Consider the following 17,722-nt stretch of genomic DNA (forward strand, 5'->3'; position numbering starts at 1 on the left):
TTCTGCCGGTTGGGGCTGGAAGACGAAGTGCCCAATCACTCGACGTTCTCCAAGAACCGGCATGGCCGCTTTCGGGCCAGCGGCCTGTTTCGCTGGCTGTTCAATGAAGTGGTACGTCGCTGCATGACCGCTGGCCTGGTCAAGGGTGAAGGCTTTGCCGTGGATGCCAGCATCATCAAGGCGGATGCCAGCCGGCAGCGTGGCGTCGCCGGGGATGAAGCGATCAACTGGGGGGATCCGGCACTCAGCACACGCGCCGTGCGTGAGTACCTCGAGGCGCTCGATGACGAAGCGCTACCCAAGCGCTTGTCGTTGACCGACCCTCTGGCCCGCTGGACGGCGGCTCCAGGCGGTCCGGCGTTCTTTGCCTATTCCACGAACTACCTGATCGACACCGAGCACGGTGTGATCCTGGATGTGGAAGCCACGCCTGCTCACCACACCGCCGAGGTCGAGTCGACCAAGACCATGGTGGAACGCGTCGAAGAGCGTTTCGACATCACACCGGAACGTCTGATCGGCGACACCGCCTATGGGACAGCACCCATGCTGGCCTGGATGGTAGAAAGGGACCTCGAACCGCATGTCCCGGTGTGGGACAAAACCGAACGCCAGAACGACACCTTCTCGAGCAATGATTTCCACTGGAATGAAGAGGTAGGGGAATACGCTGTCCGGCCGGACGCCCCTGCGTAGCGAGTGGCGGGCCTTCAAGCGTCAGCGCTCCCACGTCACCAAGGCCAACACGGTGATCTACCGGTCCAGCCAGGCTGACTGCACAACCTGTCCGCTGAAGCCGTGGTGTTGCCCGAATACGCCGATGCGCAAGATCGTCCGCAGCGTTCATTGAAGCCGCCCGGAGGTGGCTCGGCGCATCGCCACCACAGCGGCGTACCAACGCTCCCGCTGCGAACGCAAAAAGGTCGAGATGCTCTTTGCCCATCTCAAACGGATCCTGAAAGTCGATTGCTTGCGGCTACGGGGACTGACGGAGGCAACCGACGAATTCACGCTCGCTGCGGCAGTGCAGAATCTGCGTCGGATGGCCAAATTGCTACCCCAAGGGCCACCCATCACGGGATAGGTCTGCCTGTTTGGGGCAGAAACCCTCCAAATACCTCAAAACTCGAGCCTGCAGGCTCAGCAAAAACATCAAAAGACCACTGAAAGTGGCGGGCCAGCCCTTCGGTGGCAAACGTGAAGGCGGCGTGCCTACTGTAAAAACCGACTTTTTCAACAGAATCGGCCAACTGCTGCCGCACGACGTTTCCACAAAGCCGCCATCTGGGGGGCGCTCCGCCTCCGAAACCTGCCGCAAGGGCAATTCACACAACTCCGCCTCAGCCGACGTGGGCACGACTTGCGCTCATCGGCCGATGAAGAGCGGTTACGCAGCTTTCCAAGACCGGATCCCATGCTGGAGACCCGATGTCGGTGGATCGCCTAGTTCCAAGCGCGCACGGCACGTCCGGAAGCCGTGATGCGAGTTTGCAGAGCTTCGCGTCGGAGTGGGATTCCGCTGGACTCAAATCCGCAAGACCGCAGCATGTCGCGGGCCTCCTACAACACGTGCTCGCCGACATGGACGCCCTGCCGCTCGCCGAACTGAACGAATTCCCCCACCACACCCGCCATCCTGGCAAGTTGCACGCCTGCGGCCACGAGTCCCGGTCGAGGCGGTGTTCGGTCTGCACAACTGGCCGGGATGGCGGTCATGCCGCAGCCGGTCATGGCCGGCACCTGCGCCTTCGAGATCACGGAGCGCGGCCACGGCTGCCACGCCGCCACGCCACACCAGGGAATCCACGCCATCGTTGCCGGCAGCCAGCTGGTGCAGGCCCTGCAGACCGTGGTCAAAGGATAGGAATCGCCACTTCAGCAAGTATCCCGGGTTTCCGGATCGCTACAAGACGGTGTCAGCGGTCGTCACGCGCGAACTGCGTACTGATGAAGCCTGAAAACCGCGCCAGAATCACAATGCAAGTCGTGCCGTGGTTCGCCGGGGCGGCCGCCGGGTACGTCGGCCTGGACGGCGCGGTGATCGGCATCGACAGCTAGGGCGCCAGCGCGCTGGCGAGAAGTTGTTCCCGCATTTCGGCTTCACGGTGGAAAAGGTGGTCGAGGCAGCGAACGCACTGTCCTGACCCGTTGCGCAAGCAAAAAACGGCGTCGTGAGGGCGCCGTTTTCTTTCTTCCGTTCGCAATTCGTACCGCGTCAGCGTCGGTGTTGCGGCGGTATCTCCTCGCGTAGCAGCCTGCCGTCGCGCGTGATCTGCACCCGCTGCGATTGCGCCGGCAGTTCGCGCAGGAATTGCTGTTCGCGGCCTGGCGGCTGTCGCAGCTGCTCTTGGTTTCGACGCAGCGCCATCGCGTTGGTGGCGGCGTAGTGCGCCTGGGCGTGGGACGCGCACGGGTTCGGGTTTTGGAACCCGAACACGGAAATGACGCCGACCTGCAGCTGCAGCGAATAGTCCAGCGAGGTCAGGCCGGTCGTGGCGACATCGACCGGGCAGTTGCCGCCCGGCAGCCGTCCGAACGCGGTGCCGCCGCTCGGGCCGCTGGGAAGGTTGCGGAACCACGCCATCGGCGTGCTGCACGCAGTGGGCGGAATGGCCTGCGTCGCGAACATGCCGGTCACGTTGCCGGTCTGCGCCATGTCGACCTGCGCGGTCGAATGGCAGCTGAGGCAGGACGAGCGCGGATTGTCGACCGGACCGATCAGGCGCCCCGCGCGACCTACGTGGTCGCGGAAGGCCGGCGGCATGTCCGGATTGATCCAACTTTCCTGCAGCGTGGTGATCGCGGTGCCGGTCACGGTCGGATCATTGCCCCACTGCATGCCGATAGGCGTCAGTCGCCGCCAGCCGTTGCCTTCGGCCGGCCACAGACGCTCGTCGTAGGCGTAGGTGGCGAATACCCAGCCCGTCGTGCTGCTGAAGTGGTCGTCCTTGACCGCGACGTCGACCTGCAGCAGGCGCACTTCGATCGGCGGGGCAGCGGAGTTCGCCGGCACCTGCACGAACCAGCGCGGCGCGTGCGCCAGCGGATCCGGTGCCTGGATGCGTGAGGGCACATACTCGGCGAACAGCAGCTTGAACACCACGGTGCCGTCGATGAAGTGCGCCGCGGAGGGTTGGGTCTGGGTCAGGTCGTAGCTGGGAAACACCTGCCCGATCGTGTACCCGCCGAGACTGTTGTAGTAGCCGATCGCTACGGCGCGCAGGTTCCCGCCACTGGTGAGCCAGTGCGTCTGCTCGCTGGGATTGAGCGGCCGCTCGTTGGTCACGCCGTGGTAGGGCTCGCGGCGTGCACTGGCCGACGCGGTCATCATCGGCACGTGGTACCACTTGCGCGAGGCCCAGTTGCTGTTGTTCTTGGTCGCGTCGAAGTCGATGCCCGGGTCCGACATTCCCTGCAGGATGTAGGTCTTGAGTGCGGCCAGATAGCCGTCGCGCTGCGCCGGGATCGACAAATTGGAGAAGGTCCGCCACGGTCCATTGGTTTCCGCCGCAGGCGGATTCCACGAAGTGATGTGCGGTTGGCCCTGCGCATCGTTGGTGATTACCGGAACGCCCAGCGGATACGCCTGCGCGAGTTGGAAGCTCTTCTGCACGCCCGGCTCGTTCGGGTTCACATCGCCACTCGCATCCGCTTGCGGCGGATGATCGGAGATCCAGTCGGGAAAATCTCCTGAGCATTGTGCGGTGTACGCGCCGGTGCCGCCGCCAAATTGTCCAGTGGGTTCGGTCGTGGGCGTGCTCGATTGCCATCGGCATGCGACCAGCAACGAGCACAGCAGCACGCCTGTCGAATTTCGGATTGCGGATCTGTCCATCGCAGTTCACTCCTGTTCGCGCCTGCCGCCAGTTCTCGCTGTTCACGCGAGGTCGATAAATCTCGCCTCCGACGGCACACCCGCCGCATCCAGCAGGAACAGCATCCACGGACCCGGCGGAGCGACCGCGGCGCTGGAGGGGGCGCGGACCTGCACGGCAGTCGCGGTGACGCCGAGGATCGGCAGCTTGATCCAGCGCAGGCCGGCATCAGTGTGGTGGGTGAGGGCGCTGGGCCGCAGCAACACGACGCTGTCGACATCGCCCGGCTCCGCGGTACCGATGGACATCGCCGCTCCCCAGGTCGCACTGGCCGGCGCGCTGGTAATCGACGGGCGACTACCGCCGCCGAGATAGGGCGGACTGAACAACTCCATCGATCGCTGATCGCGCATCGGTGTGGTGCCGAGCGTGGGATCGATGCCGCCGGTCACCAGCACGCGCCCGTCGGGCAGGAGCACGGCGACCGAGTGGTACTGCCGCGGATGCAGCATCGGCGCCTGCGTCGTCCACACGTTGTTCGCCGGATCGTAGATCTCGGCTTCGAGCACGGGTTGCGGATCGGCGGCCCACTTGCCGTTGCGCTGACCACCGACGACAAGAAGATGTCCGTTGGGCAAAAGCACGACCGTGACGTTGACGCGCGGAAACGCCATGTCTGCTCCGCGGCTCCAGGCAGCGGTCGCCGGATCGGTCAGGTCGATGCGCTCCAGCGTCTGCGGATTGCGCCACGTCGCTACGCCGCTGACGCCACCACCGACCACGAACGCTTCGGTGGCCGGTGGCGACACCGTGTCGTCGATGCGCAACACCGCCATGCCTTCCTGGCGATCGGGGAACTGCAACAGTCCGAGATCGGCCCAACTGCCGTTGTTGGCACCGGTGAAGCTGAGTCGCGCGGATTCGCGATGCGACATGTCCGGTGCGGCCCAGCCGCAACGCGAGTAGAACACGCCGCCGGCGGGCAGCAGATGCAGGCTGGGGAACAGTTCCGGGAATGTGCGGTCGGCGCCGGCCAACATCGTCCAGTTGCTGGTGGCCGGATCCCAGATTTCCAGGCCGGAAGCGCCCGAGCCCGACGCCGCCAGCACGCGACCATCGGGCAAGGTCAGCACCGTGGGATACCAACGCGGTTCGTTCATGTTCGCCATTACCGTCCAGCTTTCCGTCGCCGGATCGAAGATGTGGGTCTGATTCATCAGGCCAATCGGCGCACCGCCTGCGACCAGCAATCGCCCATCCGGCAGCCAGGCATGCCCACTGCAGAACAGGTCGGCGGCGTAGGCCTGGTTCGTGCGCGCATCTGTCGCGGGATTCCAGACTCTGGATTGTGTCGGATAGCCCGCTTCGGCCGTGCCCGACCACAACAGCACCTTGCCGGTCTTCAGCACGGCGGCATGTACGACGAAGAGATCGAGGTCCGGAACCGTCGACCACGTGCCGGCGTGCGACATGCACGGCATGTCGACATCGGGACATGGCGAGCCGTCGTCGATGGGCAGTTCGAAGCCCAGGCAGGCCTTCAGTTCCTTGGTCGCTTCGATCTCTTGCGACGCGCGGACGAGACCGGCCATGCCCATCATCATGTGTATCTCGGCATGGCAGTGGAAAAGGAAATCGCCGCGCAGCTGCACGCAGTGGCCGTCGTACGAGAGCACCGGTTTCGCGTGATCGGCCGCCTGGCCGTGCGCCAGCTTGGGCGAATGCATCGCCGTCATCCGCGTCACGGCAGTGGCGATCGCTTTGGCCCTCAGCTCCACTGCGCCCTTGCGGGTGGGTGGCCGCCAGCGTTCTGCTGGGGCTTCGCTATCGTGCAACTCTTCATGGCACTCGCAGCAGCCATCGATCGGCATCAGGATCACGTTCGGCACGATGGTGTCGCCCATGAACGACTCGGCCGGACCGAGGCTGCGCGTGTCGTAGCGTTCGTCGCCACGGTGGAAACGCTGGCCGTGGATGTGGAAGTTGTGCCATTGCGTGGACAGGTCGAGATCGAACACGTACCAGCGGATGCATTTGCCCGACTTGGCGACGATGGTCGGCGTATTCCCCACGAACGAGCGGCCGTTGAGGCACCACGACGGCATCGCCGCGGTGCCGCGATCGGTGACGGTGTGCTGCTGATTGCCGGCGTGCGTCCAGGTGACCGTGCCGCCCGGGCCGATGGTCACGTCGTTGGGCGCGAAGCTGGAAGGCGAATCGATGATGCTGACCGCGGCCGTCGCCGGACCGCCGGCGACCACGCGGACCACGCCGGTCATCGCGGTGTGGATCTCGCAGAAGTAGTCGTAGGTGCCTTCGTCGGCAAAGGTGAAGGAAACCGGCGGGTCGCCCGGCGACAGCGGGCCGAAGCGGAAGCGGGTGACGTCCGACTGTCCCTGCAGGCGGTGCAGAAACATGGGCACGTGGTAGTCGGCCTTCTTGGCCTTCGGATCGCGCACTATGATCGCGCCGAACAGGCCCCGCGACACCACCGCGTCGATGTTCATGAAGTGGTCGTGGAATGGCCAGGCGCCGATCGTGTCGGGGGTGACATCGAACACGTAGCACCAGCTTTCGCCAGGGCAGATTGCATCGCTGCGATGGTGGTGATGATCTGCGACGCCGAACGGGAACGAGCCGTCCGAATCGATCCCGTAGTCCAGGCCGTGGACATGGAAGCTGTGCGGTTCCGCGTCCGCGTTGTACACGTGGATGAACAAGCGCTCGCCCGGATCGGCGTAGAGCACGCAGCCGGGAATGCGGCGATCCCATGGCGGCTCGTTGATATCAGCGACGACCAATGGCGAGGTATCGGGCACCGTATGCGCGGCGTCGAAATAGCGTCGGTAGATCACGGCGTCGAACCGGCGCAATTCCACTTCGTTCGGCGAAATTGTGCCGTCTTCGTGTCCCGGCCCACGCATGCAGTCGATCTTGTAGCGCATGTGATCGGCTTCGTCCGGCGCCACCGGCGTGTACGACTGCAGGCGTTCGATCCTCAGATAGATGCGGCGGCAGCGCGAATGAGGGTCGTACTCGCCGTGATCGTGCGGATGACCGGAACCGTGGTCGTGGCCTAGGCTGTGGGAATCCGAAGGGCTATTCGATTCATGCGAACGGCCGGAACCGTGGTCGTCTGAGCCATGGTCGTGGTCATGCCCCGTGCCATGAGAATCGTCCGAATGACCATGTAATCCATGCGAATGACCGGAGCCGTGGTCATGCGCGTGGTCGTGATCCTCCTTTCCGCGCCGCGCGGCGGGCACCGCGACAGGGCACCAGTCCAGGAACCCTCGACGCCAGATGCAGGCAGCGCGGCCGAGCTCGGTCCCGACTGCATCCAGGGCCCGTACATGCAGCAATGCGCGTCGCTCGAGCAGCAGCTGCGTCTCGTCGCCCGTGGCCCAGATCTCGAATGAGCCGTCGGCCGAGGTTTCGCCGTCGCACAGCATGGCCCAGCGGTCTCCCGCGCCCTGGCCCAGCTGGACTTTGAGTCCTTCCAATCCCAGCCCGGTTTCGGCGATCCGGACCACGCCCCTCGCGATGATCTCCATATCGGCCTCCTTGCCCTCGGCGGCTTTCGGCTTTGAAGGCCTGTCGAATACAAACGGATCAACGTCATTTCCGCAAGTATCCCGGGTATTCCGGATCGCTACAGGACGGTGTCAGCGGTCGTCACGCGCGAACTGCGTGCTGATGAAGCCTGAAAACCGCGCCAGAATCACAACGCAAGTCGTGCCGTGGTTCGCCGGGGCGGCCGCCGAGGCCGTCTCGGTGACCGATGGCACGAGCGCTTCCCCGACGGGCCATATGAGATCCTCGTCGAGCTACCAGGCGATGCGCTGATCGAATTGGTAGTCCGGCGCCGGCTGGGCCTGCGGGTCGTATTGCTCTCGCTTGTGTTCTTTGACACTTGCACCCCGAAGCAGTAAGACCTAGGCGTCATCCAGATCGGGTCATGCGTTACGTATAGACCAGGGTAGCCGGAGCTGCTAAAAAATTTTGCATCCATCTAGGGGCTGTTGACGATTCACATCGGGAGCCATAGAAACCCACAGGCCATGGCTACCATGCTTTCGTAATTTCGCTTCAGCTTGTCGTAGCGGAACGCCACGGCGCGGTAATGGAGCGCGGCCCCGGTCTGCGGATTGCGACCTTCGCGGGCGGCACGCGCCTTTACGGTGAAGGTGCCGAAGCCCACCAGAGAGACATCGTTCCCCTGTTGCAGGGCCGTGGTAACGCTGGCAGTGAAAGCGTCCAGCGCGCGGGCAGCCGTGGCTTTGGGCAGGTCGGTGGCGGTCGAGATGGCGTCGATGAGCTCGGCTTTGTTCATGGCATGTTCCATGGCGGGGAGGTGAAGGCCTAAAGCCCAGGCCGTGGGGTTATTCGGAGACCTGACGTACGTCCAGCACGGCCCAGACTTCCCAGCCCTTCTGGCGCACGCGCTTTTCGGCCTCGAGCTGGGCCTCCAGCGTGCTGAGCGAGCGGGACCGGTGTTCGAAGCGAAAGGCGGGATCGCCACTGCCCTTGCGAACACTCAGCTTCACCTGGATATAGGAGGGGCGCTGTCCGGATCGTTTGGGGGAGGGTTTTGCGGGCGCCAGTCCCAGGGCCTCGCGCATTTCGGCTTCGAGAAGCTGTTTCGTATCCAAGCGGGCGTATCCGTTACCGCATTCCTTGAAGCAACGCATTATCCCGGAGGTCGCTTCCGGGTGCCAAGGTGCAGTCTAGACAGCCTGGATCGATTCGCTTTCGCCAAGCCCTTTCCCCTCCAGGGAGAAACTCGCCTGTGGCCGGCCAGGGTCGATGGGCGGGCGAAGGGGACCGCCTCATCGGGGCGGCCCCCTTTGTCCTCACAGGGCCAGCGTCTGGCGGGTCACCCACAGAATACCGAGCAGCAGGGCGAACGAAGCGCCAAACGGCCAGCGGTACCGGGCGATGACCCGCAAGGCCAGGGTCCAGCCGACGGACACCAGGAGCCCTCCCATCCACAGGAAAAACATCACGACGGCCAGCACACCGGGCGTCAGGCGTTCGGCCGTGCCATAGGCGGCGGCCTCTCCAGCCGGCAAGCGGTCGAGGTACCACCACTCCCAGACGGCGTATCCGCCCACCAGCAGCATGACCAGAGGGAGAAACGCGAACAGGATCAGGCCGATCGCCTCGGCGCGCAGGGGTAATGGGTTCATGAACAGCCTCCTTGGGTTGAGATGCATCTCCTTGGTAACACCGCTGCCCGAAAACCCAAGTCCGCCGGCACAGGTTTCTGCGCCGAATCTTCAAAGGACAATTCAAGGGCTGAAGCCGGCGTCGGCAGCGGACATATGCACAGTGCCAAGACCCCGACTTGGGTTTTGCCCCCGGGATGAGAGCCTCGATGGGGAGTGGGACGTCCACTTCGCCAAAAGACCTATCAGGAGAAAAGAGATGGCAGGCAGTCATGTGTTGTGCAGGCGTTGTAATCGCTGGATGGTGCCACGCGTCATTTACAGCCGTAGTTTCCCAGGCGTTAATGGATGGAGAATCGGCGGCGGAAAACCCATCTCCAATTGCTGCCCGTTTTGTCTGTCCGAATACTGGGACGAGCTGGAAGAGCCCAGTCCGTTGCGCGGCAGTCTCTTCATGAAACTGCTGAGTATTCCGCTGACGCTGATTATGTTTGCGCTGCTGTTCGGCAGCGTGCTCAAACTTTCCGTCTGGCTGGACAGTTCGGAAGTCCTGCTCGCCGGAAATATTCTGTCGGTTTATGCCGTATATCGCTTCGGACGCTGGTTGGTGAACTGAGTGGGTTCAATCAATGTTTCCCAGGCTTACTCACCTGGCCCGCATGACGACCCGCCCTGTAGTTATCAGGCCGGACAGCGATAACCGGGAAAATCTATTTTCCCTCGTTTGACGAGCCCAGCAGGAACGGCCTTCTCGAGCCCGGCATGCCAGGAAAATTATCTGTTGGAATTCCGGCCTTCGGTTTGAAGCCCCCGGACTTTCCAATGGAGAGAAGCCTCTCAGACGGGGCTTCTCTTTATTTCCAGGATGCCATTGGCGAAACACGCGACGCCGCCTCGAAGGTCAGGCGCGATGGCCTTGCCGTGCACAGGCCAACGCCCTTCTGGTTGGGCAGGCCGATCCAAACCGGGTCTCCCGGGGGAAAAGCCGCAGGCCGTGTTCGGCGAACGCCCCACGCAGACACACCGGACGGCGGCCGAATGACGATGGACCGAGCACGGCCCTGCGCGGGGCGGATTGGAGAGCGACGGACGATCGCCAAACGGTCGTCGAATGACGACGATCACCGGGCAAGCGAAAGTCGAACGTCGGCAAACGCCCCGAACGCACACCGGACGGCCGTCAAATGACGACGAGGACCAGGCAGGAGAGAGTCGAATCCCGGTAAAGGCTCCAAACGCACATCCGATGGCGGTCAAATGACGACGGACCGAGCACGAACTTGCGTGGGGCAGATTGGCGAGCGACGGACGATCGCCAAACGGTCGTCGAATGACGACGACGGCCGAGCAAGCGGGAGCCCCGCCCATTCAATCGGGCCGGGCCGGTGTCGGAGCGACAGCGAACGGCCCGCCGATGACGACGGGAGGGGCTGTGTTCCTGCCCGACGAGGTTTTCAGGAGATTGGCCGGCAGCGTTCAGAAGATTTTCCGATTTCAGTCTTTGCAGCCCTCCTGAAAAAGGCTGAGCCCAGTGCTGACGGGGCTTTCAGCAGATTCGAGAGGGGCTTTCACGGATTGCTCGAGCCGCGTTCACTGATTAGCCGGCGGCAGGAGGATCCGGGGCTGCCGCCGACCACTGGAAATGTGCTGAAAGCCAGTCCTGCCGGGGCTTTCAGCCTTTCAGTCAGCCTTCGCTCAGTCTTTCGCTCAGCCTTTCCGCGGATTGACGCCTCGGCGCCCGCCCCAAAAAAGGCTGAGCCCAGCAACGACGGGGCTTTCAGCACATTTTGGGTCACTGTTGGAAATCTGCTGAAAAACGCCGATTTCCTCTATGTCAGTGAGCTAGCAGACTGAAATAAATAGTTGTAGTCCAGTCAGCTGTTTCGGCCGATGGTGTGTCGCGCAGCGGGGCGGACAGGCCTCTGCCCAGGAACGGCCCCGTGACAGGCAGCGGAGTGTGGCCGGGCGGAACGGGCCGGCGTCGACGGAGAAAATTCGCCGGGCTGTGCACAATGGGGAGCCCGCAGAATTCGGAAAAAATCTTACGCTAAGCGCCAGGTGATTGGCTGGAGGCCGCAGCCGGCCTTGGGTGTCCAGCTGGGTTATACCCCAACCAGACGTCAGACGTGACCAGCCAGCAGCGTCAGGTTAGGGCTCATTTTGATGTTTCCTGACGCAACTGCATCTGGGTCTATGGCCTCAACTTGACGGTTCGAGGCTAAACGTACGATTTTCTCCGTTTCTGCGACGACCCCGAGTATCAACCCGGTGGATTGGCCGAGTGGGTGCGCTCTGTACAGTCGCCGCCCCTCGGATGTTGTGGCTTGCGCCCTGGCCAGCAAGCAATTGATGGCGAAAATTGCCCACCGGCCTGGCGAATGGATAGCTGCAAGGCCATTTGTCGGAAATTATATAACAAGCTTGACTATTATTGTTTAGCCACTATTTACTAAATTAATATTAATATTGTTTGCGCTCGAATCTCGCTTAAGAAATTCAGCTTCTTTCTTGTAGCGTATCCTGACGCGAATTGCGATGTGAGTCAGCTTAGTATCGAGCCTCTGCTTTTAAGTGGAAGGATGCACTATGAGACTCCTCGCAAGCGACATAATAAGTGTTATAGCTGCCTTTTTACTGAGCAGCGCTGTCACTCCCGCTTTGGCAGGGCCAGTGGCAGGTGAGCAAACTTGCGGCGCTCATATCAGAACCTCTCCCGCTAGTCTGGATCTCAAAACTCAGGTTTATTTAATAAAAGATACTCTACAATGTTTGATTAATGCAGAACGCGCTCAGTTCGGCCTGCAGGAGTTAAAAGTTAATGTAAATTTAACTAATGCAGCCACTGGTCATGTGGAGCGATCCACAACTATAAAATGGTGGGGTGAAGGCAACCCACATGTTGACCCTGACTTTGATATCGATCCGGCAACAAAAGAATTATTGAGCCCAAAATTAGCTATTGGGGGACGCATAAAGCGCTCAGGATATTGCTCTCCAAATGCTGCTGAGTACCGAGAGGGCGAGATTACTTACTGGGGGACTGGTAGCGACTCTACGCCGCTAGCGGCAGTCAACTGGTGGATGAATATAAGTAAAGAAGGACATCGAGAGGCAATATTAGATCCTCTGTATAAAGAGTTGGGGATTGCTGTTGCCGGGAAAGTGCCAGTTACAGATCTAGCCGCTAACGCAAGTAGGGAACAAGGAACCTACGTCGTTGCTTTGGGAAAATGCTCATCTAACCCGGATCCACAGCAAGGTGGACAGAATGGAGGGCAAAATAATCAAGGCGGATCAGGCTCGCAATCTAAGGTTACTACTGTTAATTTTAATAGAGTATTTATTAATGAATGCAGTGATCCTATAGGAATATGTGACTGGAGGCTTACATGTAGGCTAAATGCTCAGCCAGACACAGAAATATTTACAATGAAAGAGGCCGACACGGGCGATAATATACACTCGGATAAGTTTAAAGTTAAAAGCCTGACATTTGACGGAAATTTTCCTGCTGTGCTTACATGTCATGCGCAAGAATATGATCGTGCCTTTTGGCCTTTTGATAAGTCCTTATGGCAATTAGTAGGTAGCGCATTTGCAGAGATTAAAGCTGGTACGGATAAAAATGACAGCAAAGATGATAAAACGCTTAACATGAGGCGAGAAGATGAAAATGATGAGGTTACGATTTATTTCGATGCGGAAATAAGTGCATCAGTGTCCTCAGGACTTTCATTTCAGCCTCCAATTCCAGAAGCCCCAGATGGCTGCAGGATTCCTATGGCCAGCCCACCAACGTGTGGAGGTATAGATATTGAATGCAATGCTCCTTTGGCTGCTGCCACTATTTTCATCGCTCACAATGCTGGCTTTACCATGCCGATATATCGAGTCGCTCATGATATTGGCTTGATCAATGCGGAATATTCGGGAGAAGGTGATACTGTGCTAGCCGTATGTGCGAAGAATACAAGTGGGATGCGTTGCAGCAATGCTGTCGCTGCTACTTTAGGGCCTACCTTCTGCCCAGGGCCACCGCCTAGCCCCCGTATCTGCCCAGAAGGCTCTAGGATATGCCGAGGTAAGTGCATATCATTCAATACTAGGTGTGATGAATTGCAATGACATGCTTGTAAGTGTTCGGTACAAACACGCTGAACCGCCCCGGGTTTTCCGGAGGCTCCAACCTTTGAGAGGATGGAGCCATGAAGACAGCCACGAAGTATTCCCCGGAAGTCCGGCAGCGGGCAGTTCGTATGGTGCTCGAGCATCAGGACGAGCACGAGTCGCAGTGGGCGGCGATCCACTCCATCGCGGCGAAGATCGGTTGCACGGCCGAAACGCTGCGCCGCTGGGTAAGGCAGGCCGAGCGCGATACCGGACTGCGCGAGGGGCAGACGACGCCCGAGCGTGAGCGGATCAAGGCTCTGGAGTGTGAAGTTCGAGAGCTGCGTCAGGCCAACGAGATCCTGCGCAAGGCCTCGGCGTATTTTGCCCAGGTCGGAGCTCGACCGCCGCTTCAAGCGATGAAGACCTTCATCGATGATCACCGCCAGGCCTACGTGTAACGACCTGCAATCAAGATGATTTTCGACCGGAATTAGGGGTAGAACAAGCAGTCGCGTCACCAGCCGCCATTTCGCTGTCGGAAAACCAAATTAGCTAGGTTTCCGGCTGCTCAGCAATCCGACTGCGTTTTCCGTGCAGGTTTTCCTCACTGCTTTCGACTCGCTTAGGCCTGTATCGAGAAACAGATGTTTGGCGACAGCACCCGCCAATGCAGGCATTCAGTCAGATGGCGGCTGGTGACACGACTGCTTGTTCTACCCCTCCATCGCCGGATCGCTGTAGCCGAACCAGTTCTGCATCAGGTGCACGCGCAGCATGGCTGCCAGCGGGTAGGCAGGCCGACCGCCTTCGCCCTTGGGATAGTGGGGCTCGATCAGGACAATCAGCCCCGCCCACGGCACCACCTCGTCCATTTCGAGCAGGAAACGCTCGCGGCGGGTCTGCTTGCGCTTGCCGGCATACTCGGCATCGGCGAAGGACAATTGCTTCATCGGAGAACTCGGGCAATGGGACGGACGTATTTCAGCAGAATCGGGAAGTCTTTTTCAGGATTTCCCTTACGGATGTGATGCATGAGCTCGATCCACGGATTCCTTTCCGCATCACTCGGCCACGAGTCGCATGTCATTCTCTTGATCAACAAAACTAACATCGCAGGGAGAAGTCTAATATGTGCAAAGGCACATTCGCGCCATTTCACGCTCCATTGGCCGGACAGTGCCATCCCAGACATTGGCTATATCGGATACGGACATGACTCAAATTCGAATCTCATCGCCCATGATAAAAGAGGACGAACTTCGCGCGGCTCTGAAACAGGCAGGCGCCACCTCGAACTGGTCTGGAGAGGGCGTTAGGATCAACGACGAGCAGGAGGCGCAGTCATCACTTCGAGCTGAACCCATCACCATCACGCTGTTGTCAGCGGCTGCAGTTGTGGCACTGGTCCGCGGTTTGCTCAACATTATTAATACTCATGTCGCTGCCAGGGGGGCACAGAAGATTGTTTTCACCGATACAGAAGGCGGAAAGATGGAGTTCCCTGCGTCGATCCCACCAGAGAAAATCTTGGAGTATGCTGAAATAAACCAGATTATGAGGAGGGAGCGCGAGATAAAAAGGATCGAACTTCTGTAAAAAAACTTCACGGCCGGGCGCATGATGCTGTCATTTGGTGGAACTCATCCAGTGCACTAACTTGCAACATTCATCCGAGGCCATAGAGCGTGTAAGGTGCCCAAAAAAATTCGTGATCGAATCTTCCGCCGTCTTGGGTTCGAAATGCGTTTAAAGCATGTTTATGGGCGCAGGCGAACGAATTTGATTGCGGTGCAGTGCTGCGAAACGCATACTCGCCGAGTGTTCTTATGAAGCAGCGGGCGAACTTAGGAGCAACAATATCAGCCAGAGGCCATAGCGCCGTGGTTACTCGCCGACAGCCATGCAGCGAAAGTAAGGCGTGATAGCTCTCGATTTCTCGCGAGAATCCTCGGTCTGAATCAACTTTACCAAGCCAGCAGGCTGATATCATGAGCAGTTCAACTCCAGTGAAGTCAGGGGTCGAATGGAGCAATCGGGAGATACCGAGCGGCCCATCCTTTAGAATAAAGGCTGGTTCAAAGACGGTAACGCCTTCGATCACGTCCTTGCATTGGTCATTGCCATGCCCAATCAGCCAAAGAAGATTGCCAGCGGCGTGGCGTTGTTCGAAGTTAAAACGTGTTGCCTGGTACTCCGCCTGGTCAGCGTCACCGTGCACCCACCACTGGTTTGGACTTGTTGCCTCGACCAATTCCCGTACCTCGTCAAAAGCATAATTCAGTCCCTTATCGGGGTTCGCGAATACAACCCCTTTTATGTTCTCAGGTTCGTGTTGTTGCTGCGAAAAGGAACGGGGACTGATTGCTCCCAGCAGATCCAACATTCGCAGTGAAACCGCATAGTGCACGGAGGCAAACTTTTCGTAAAGTACCCGGTCCCCTTCGCCCACTCTTAGCGCGTGGAGAGGGAACTGATAGAGCGGGCCGTCCGGAATGACAACCAAATGCCAAGGATCAAGGGATCCGATTTTTTCCTTAAGTCCACCTAATATTGCGGGAAGGCCGATAATCTCTGAAATCACCTCATAAATAACAGACAGATCGTGGCCTGATTGGCTCAGATAGGCGGCATCAATAGCCGAAGGGACGCTGGCGTCCTCAAATTCGTTTCCGATCTTGTAGATGAGATCGCGTTGTTTCAAAACGAGTTCTTGCACCTGCTTGCGTACGTCTTTTGCCCTATAAAAGGGGAAGTTGCTGCTGCAGGCGTTCACGATCCTTACGATCCCTGCGCTGTCCCGACACAGAGGCGCGACGAGCAAATCATTGCCATGGAAAACAAAGTGAAGAAGGAGAAGATTTGCGTCGATAACTCGCCGGAGTCCGTCCTCGTCGATCGTCGCACAGTAGCGATTCTTCTCAGTGACGCCCGAGGGAAGCTCAAGGGGATTTATAAACTCAACAGAAGACTGTTCCTCGCCGGCTTGCACTGGCCCCCTAAGCCTTTGTCTCGCCCCTTTTTCGACAGGTAGTGATCGTTGTTTGAATGCTGACTGCCAAGGTTGGGGAGCCGGACGCCAAGCCACGGTCTTACCGGGTGTTGTCGTGTCGGAAGCTGCGAGATGCCTGCGCAGTCCTTCTCGGATTGCCACACATTTGCTTGCATCGATGATCTTAATCAAATCGAGCGGCGGCAGCTTTTCATGGGAAAAGGTTTTGTCGCGGCGCCAGATCTCTTCCGCTGACGTCAGCGCAACATCCAAGATCGGGTGATAGACCGAGAGAAAATGAGCAATTCCACGCATTGATCGGTTGGAACCAACAGTTTTAAGAGCAAATTCCTGCGCACATTTTGCCTCCTGCCATGCTTCCTCCCACAGCTCCTGCTTTGCTGAAATGTGCATGAGGCTCGCATGTAAATTACAGTGGAGTAGCGGTTCCGGCACGCCCTTCGACAGTCGTTGAGCCTTGCGCAACTGCAGGCGTGCCTCGTCTAACCTGTTTAGGGAGATGAGCAATTCGGCGTAGCTGCGAAGTGCTGCAGAACCGGTATGCTTGTCAGGAATACGCCCTGCCAACGTTGCCGCTTTCGACAACTGCATTTCCGCTTCCTGGAGAGCGCCCCTTGAACGCAAGGCGTCACCAAACCGATGAAGGGTGAGGCAGCGATAATGGTCATCATCTAATTCTTCGGCAAGTTGTACTGCAGTGCCGAACAGTTCTGCCGCCATTTCCAGCTGTTTCAAATCGCCAAGTATCTGTCCATAGGCCAAATTTGCCTGACAGCGTGTTTCCAAGTCGAGTGGTTGGTCGTCGGCTATACGCTTTGCCTCGTTTAGCCACTGGCGCGCCTCCAATCGCCGGCCCAACACTCGCAACGCTTCACCGTAGCTCTTGAAGATGATGCACTTGGTGTGGGGATCGCAAAACGTATGCTGTGTAAGTCCTGCGGCTTCTTTTAGCCACTCAATCCCCTGCTCGTCATTAAGAAAGAGTAACACTTCCCCAAAGCTGACGAAACTGTTGCACTTGGCACGATGGTGACTGGCCTGTGTCTCGAAATCGGTGAGTTCGTCCCGCGCGATACAGGCAGCTTTTTCCAGCCACCGCTTTGCCTCAAGAGCCTTGCCGAGCATGTAAAGCACATCACCATAACAGAGAAACGCGTTGCAACGGACGAGAGGATCTTCAATATGCCGCTCTGCCAGTTCGGCTGTTTCCTTCAGAATCGAAGCTGCTCTTCGCCGGTCACCCTGATCTTCATACACCTGACCTTGAATCATTCGCGCGTGGCAAATTAACTCAGGTGACGAAATGCTTTCCGCAATCTGAACAGCGGCCTCAGCCAACGCCCGAGCATTGTCGAAGTCCTCCAGCATTCTGCAGCAGTCAGCAGCGTGGGCGAGCGCCAAGCTGGTTCCGTGCGCGTCTTCGTGCTGTCCGAAGGCATCGGCCGCCTCGGCAAATTGATCGAAGGCTTGCTTAAATTCGCCTGCAGCTTTGTACTGAAGCCCGGCCTGAAAAGTTTCTTCGGGAGGCATGCCCATCCCCTTCAATGAAACAAAGAGCCTACTTGACAACGGCAGCGTTGGAAATGTACTTCCATTTGATGAATATAGCGAATAAGGGT

The 17,722-nt window shown here is 59.0% G+C and carries 10 protein-coding genes, 3 pseudogenes and 1 other annotated feature; of the genes and pseudogenes, 6 read left to right on the forward strand and 7 right to left on the reverse strand.

Going from position 1 to position 17,722, the window contains the following annotated elements; genetic code table 11:
- Positions 1–1,084, forward strand: a pseudogene (locus ACG10_RS23165) (transposase); the annotation flags it as partial.
- Between the two features lie 630 nt (positions 1,085–1,714).
- Positions 1,715–1,864 (forward strand): peptidase dimerization domain-containing protein, encoded by a 150-nt coding sequence (locus tag ACG10_RS24850; RefSeq protein ID WP_332460707.1) that lies wholly within the window; start codon positions 1,715–1,717, stop codon positions 1,862–1,864.
- Between the two features lie 351 nt (positions 1,865–2,215).
- On the opposite strand, the gene ACG10_RS23175 is transcribed toward ACG10_RS24850, so the two are convergent.
- The 5 genes from ACG10_RS23175 to ACG10_RS23195 form a co-directional block, all read right to left on the reverse strand.
- Positions 2,216–3,835 (reverse strand): hypothetical protein, encoded by a 1,620-nt coding sequence (locus tag ACG10_RS23175; protein ID WP_157731525.1) that lies wholly within the window; start codon positions 3,833–3,835, stop codon positions 2,216–2,218.
- 42 nt (positions 3,836–3,877) lie between these two features.
- Positions 3,878–7,369 carry a galactose oxidase-like domain-containing protein gene (locus tag ACG10_RS23180; protein WP_089170212.1) on the reverse strand — a complete coding sequence of 1,164 codons (3,492 nt, stop codon included), beginning with the start codon at positions 7,367–7,369 and terminating at the stop codon, positions 3,878–3,880.
- Between the two features lie 476 nt (positions 7,370–7,845).
- Positions 7,846–8,160, reverse strand: coding sequence for an HU family DNA-binding protein (locus tag ACG10_RS23185; protein ID WP_332460708.1), 315 nt, complete (start codon positions 8,158–8,160; stop codon positions 7,846–7,848).
- 37 nt (positions 8,161–8,197) lie between these two features.
- The gene (locus tag ACG10_RS23190; RefSeq protein WP_232487327.1) at positions 8,198–8,467 is read right to left on the reverse strand and encodes a transposase; all 270 of its coding nucleotides are present in this window, start codon (positions 8,465–8,467) and stop codon (positions 8,198–8,200) included.
- 201 nt (positions 8,468–8,668) lie between these two features.
- Complete coding sequence (locus ACG10_RS23195; RefSeq protein WP_089170214.1) at positions 8,669–9,004, reverse strand: hypothetical protein; 336 nt, start codon at positions 9,002–9,004, stop codon at positions 8,669–8,671.
- 238 nt (positions 9,005–9,242) lie between these two features.
- Here ACG10_RS23195 and ACG10_RS24005 point away from each other — a divergent pair, with 238 nt between their 5' ends.
- From ACG10_RS24005 to ACG10_RS23210, 3 genes and pseudogenes are all read left to right on the forward strand, one after another.
- On the forward strand, positions 9,243–9,599 hold the full coding sequence (locus ACG10_RS24005) for a hypothetical protein (RefSeq protein ID WP_157731526.1): 357 nt from the start codon (positions 9,243–9,245) through the stop codon (positions 9,597–9,599).
- A gap of 1,970 nt (positions 9,600–11,569) precedes the next feature.
- Positions 11,570–13,108 (forward strand): CAP domain-containing protein, encoded by a 1,539-nt coding sequence (locus ACG10_RS23205; RefSeq protein ID WP_089170246.1) that lies wholly within the window; start codon positions 11,570–11,572, stop codon positions 13,106–13,108.
- Positions 13,109–13,188: 80 nt separating this feature from the next.
- Positions 13,189–13,545, forward strand: a pseudogene (locus ACG10_RS23210) (transposase); the annotation flags it as partial.
- Positions 13,467–13,553 (forward strand) — a sequence feature (AL1L pseudoknot). Its footprint overlaps the pseudogene before it by 79 nt.
- Positions 13,554–13,812: 259 nt before the next feature.
- Here ACG10_RS23210 and ACG10_RS23215 read toward each other — a convergent pair.
- Positions 13,813–14,043 (reverse strand): annotated as a pseudogene (locus ACG10_RS23215) (transposase); the annotation flags it as partial.
- A gap of 262 nt (positions 14,044–14,305) precedes the next feature.
- Between ACG10_RS23215 and ACG10_RS23220 the strand changes: the two are divergent.
- Complete coding sequence (locus tag ACG10_RS23220) at positions 14,306–14,689, forward strand: hypothetical protein (protein ID WP_157731527.1); 384 nt, start codon at positions 14,306–14,308, stop codon at positions 14,687–14,689.
- Positions 14,690–14,759: 70 nt separating this feature from the next.
- Here ACG10_RS23220 and ACG10_RS23225 read toward each other — a convergent pair whose 3' ends face one another.
- A complete protein-coding gene (locus tag ACG10_RS23225; RefSeq protein ID WP_157731528.1) occupies positions 14,760–17,633 on the reverse strand; it encodes a CHAT domain-containing protein in 2,874 nt (957 codons plus the stop codon).
- Positions 17,634–17,722: the final 89 nt, after the last annotated feature.

Source organism: Azotobacter chroococcum (assembly GCF_002220155.1).
In the GTDB taxonomy this organism is placed as follows: Bacteria; Pseudomonadota; Gammaproteobacteria; order Pseudomonadales; family Pseudomonadaceae; genus Azotobacter; species Azotobacter chroococcum.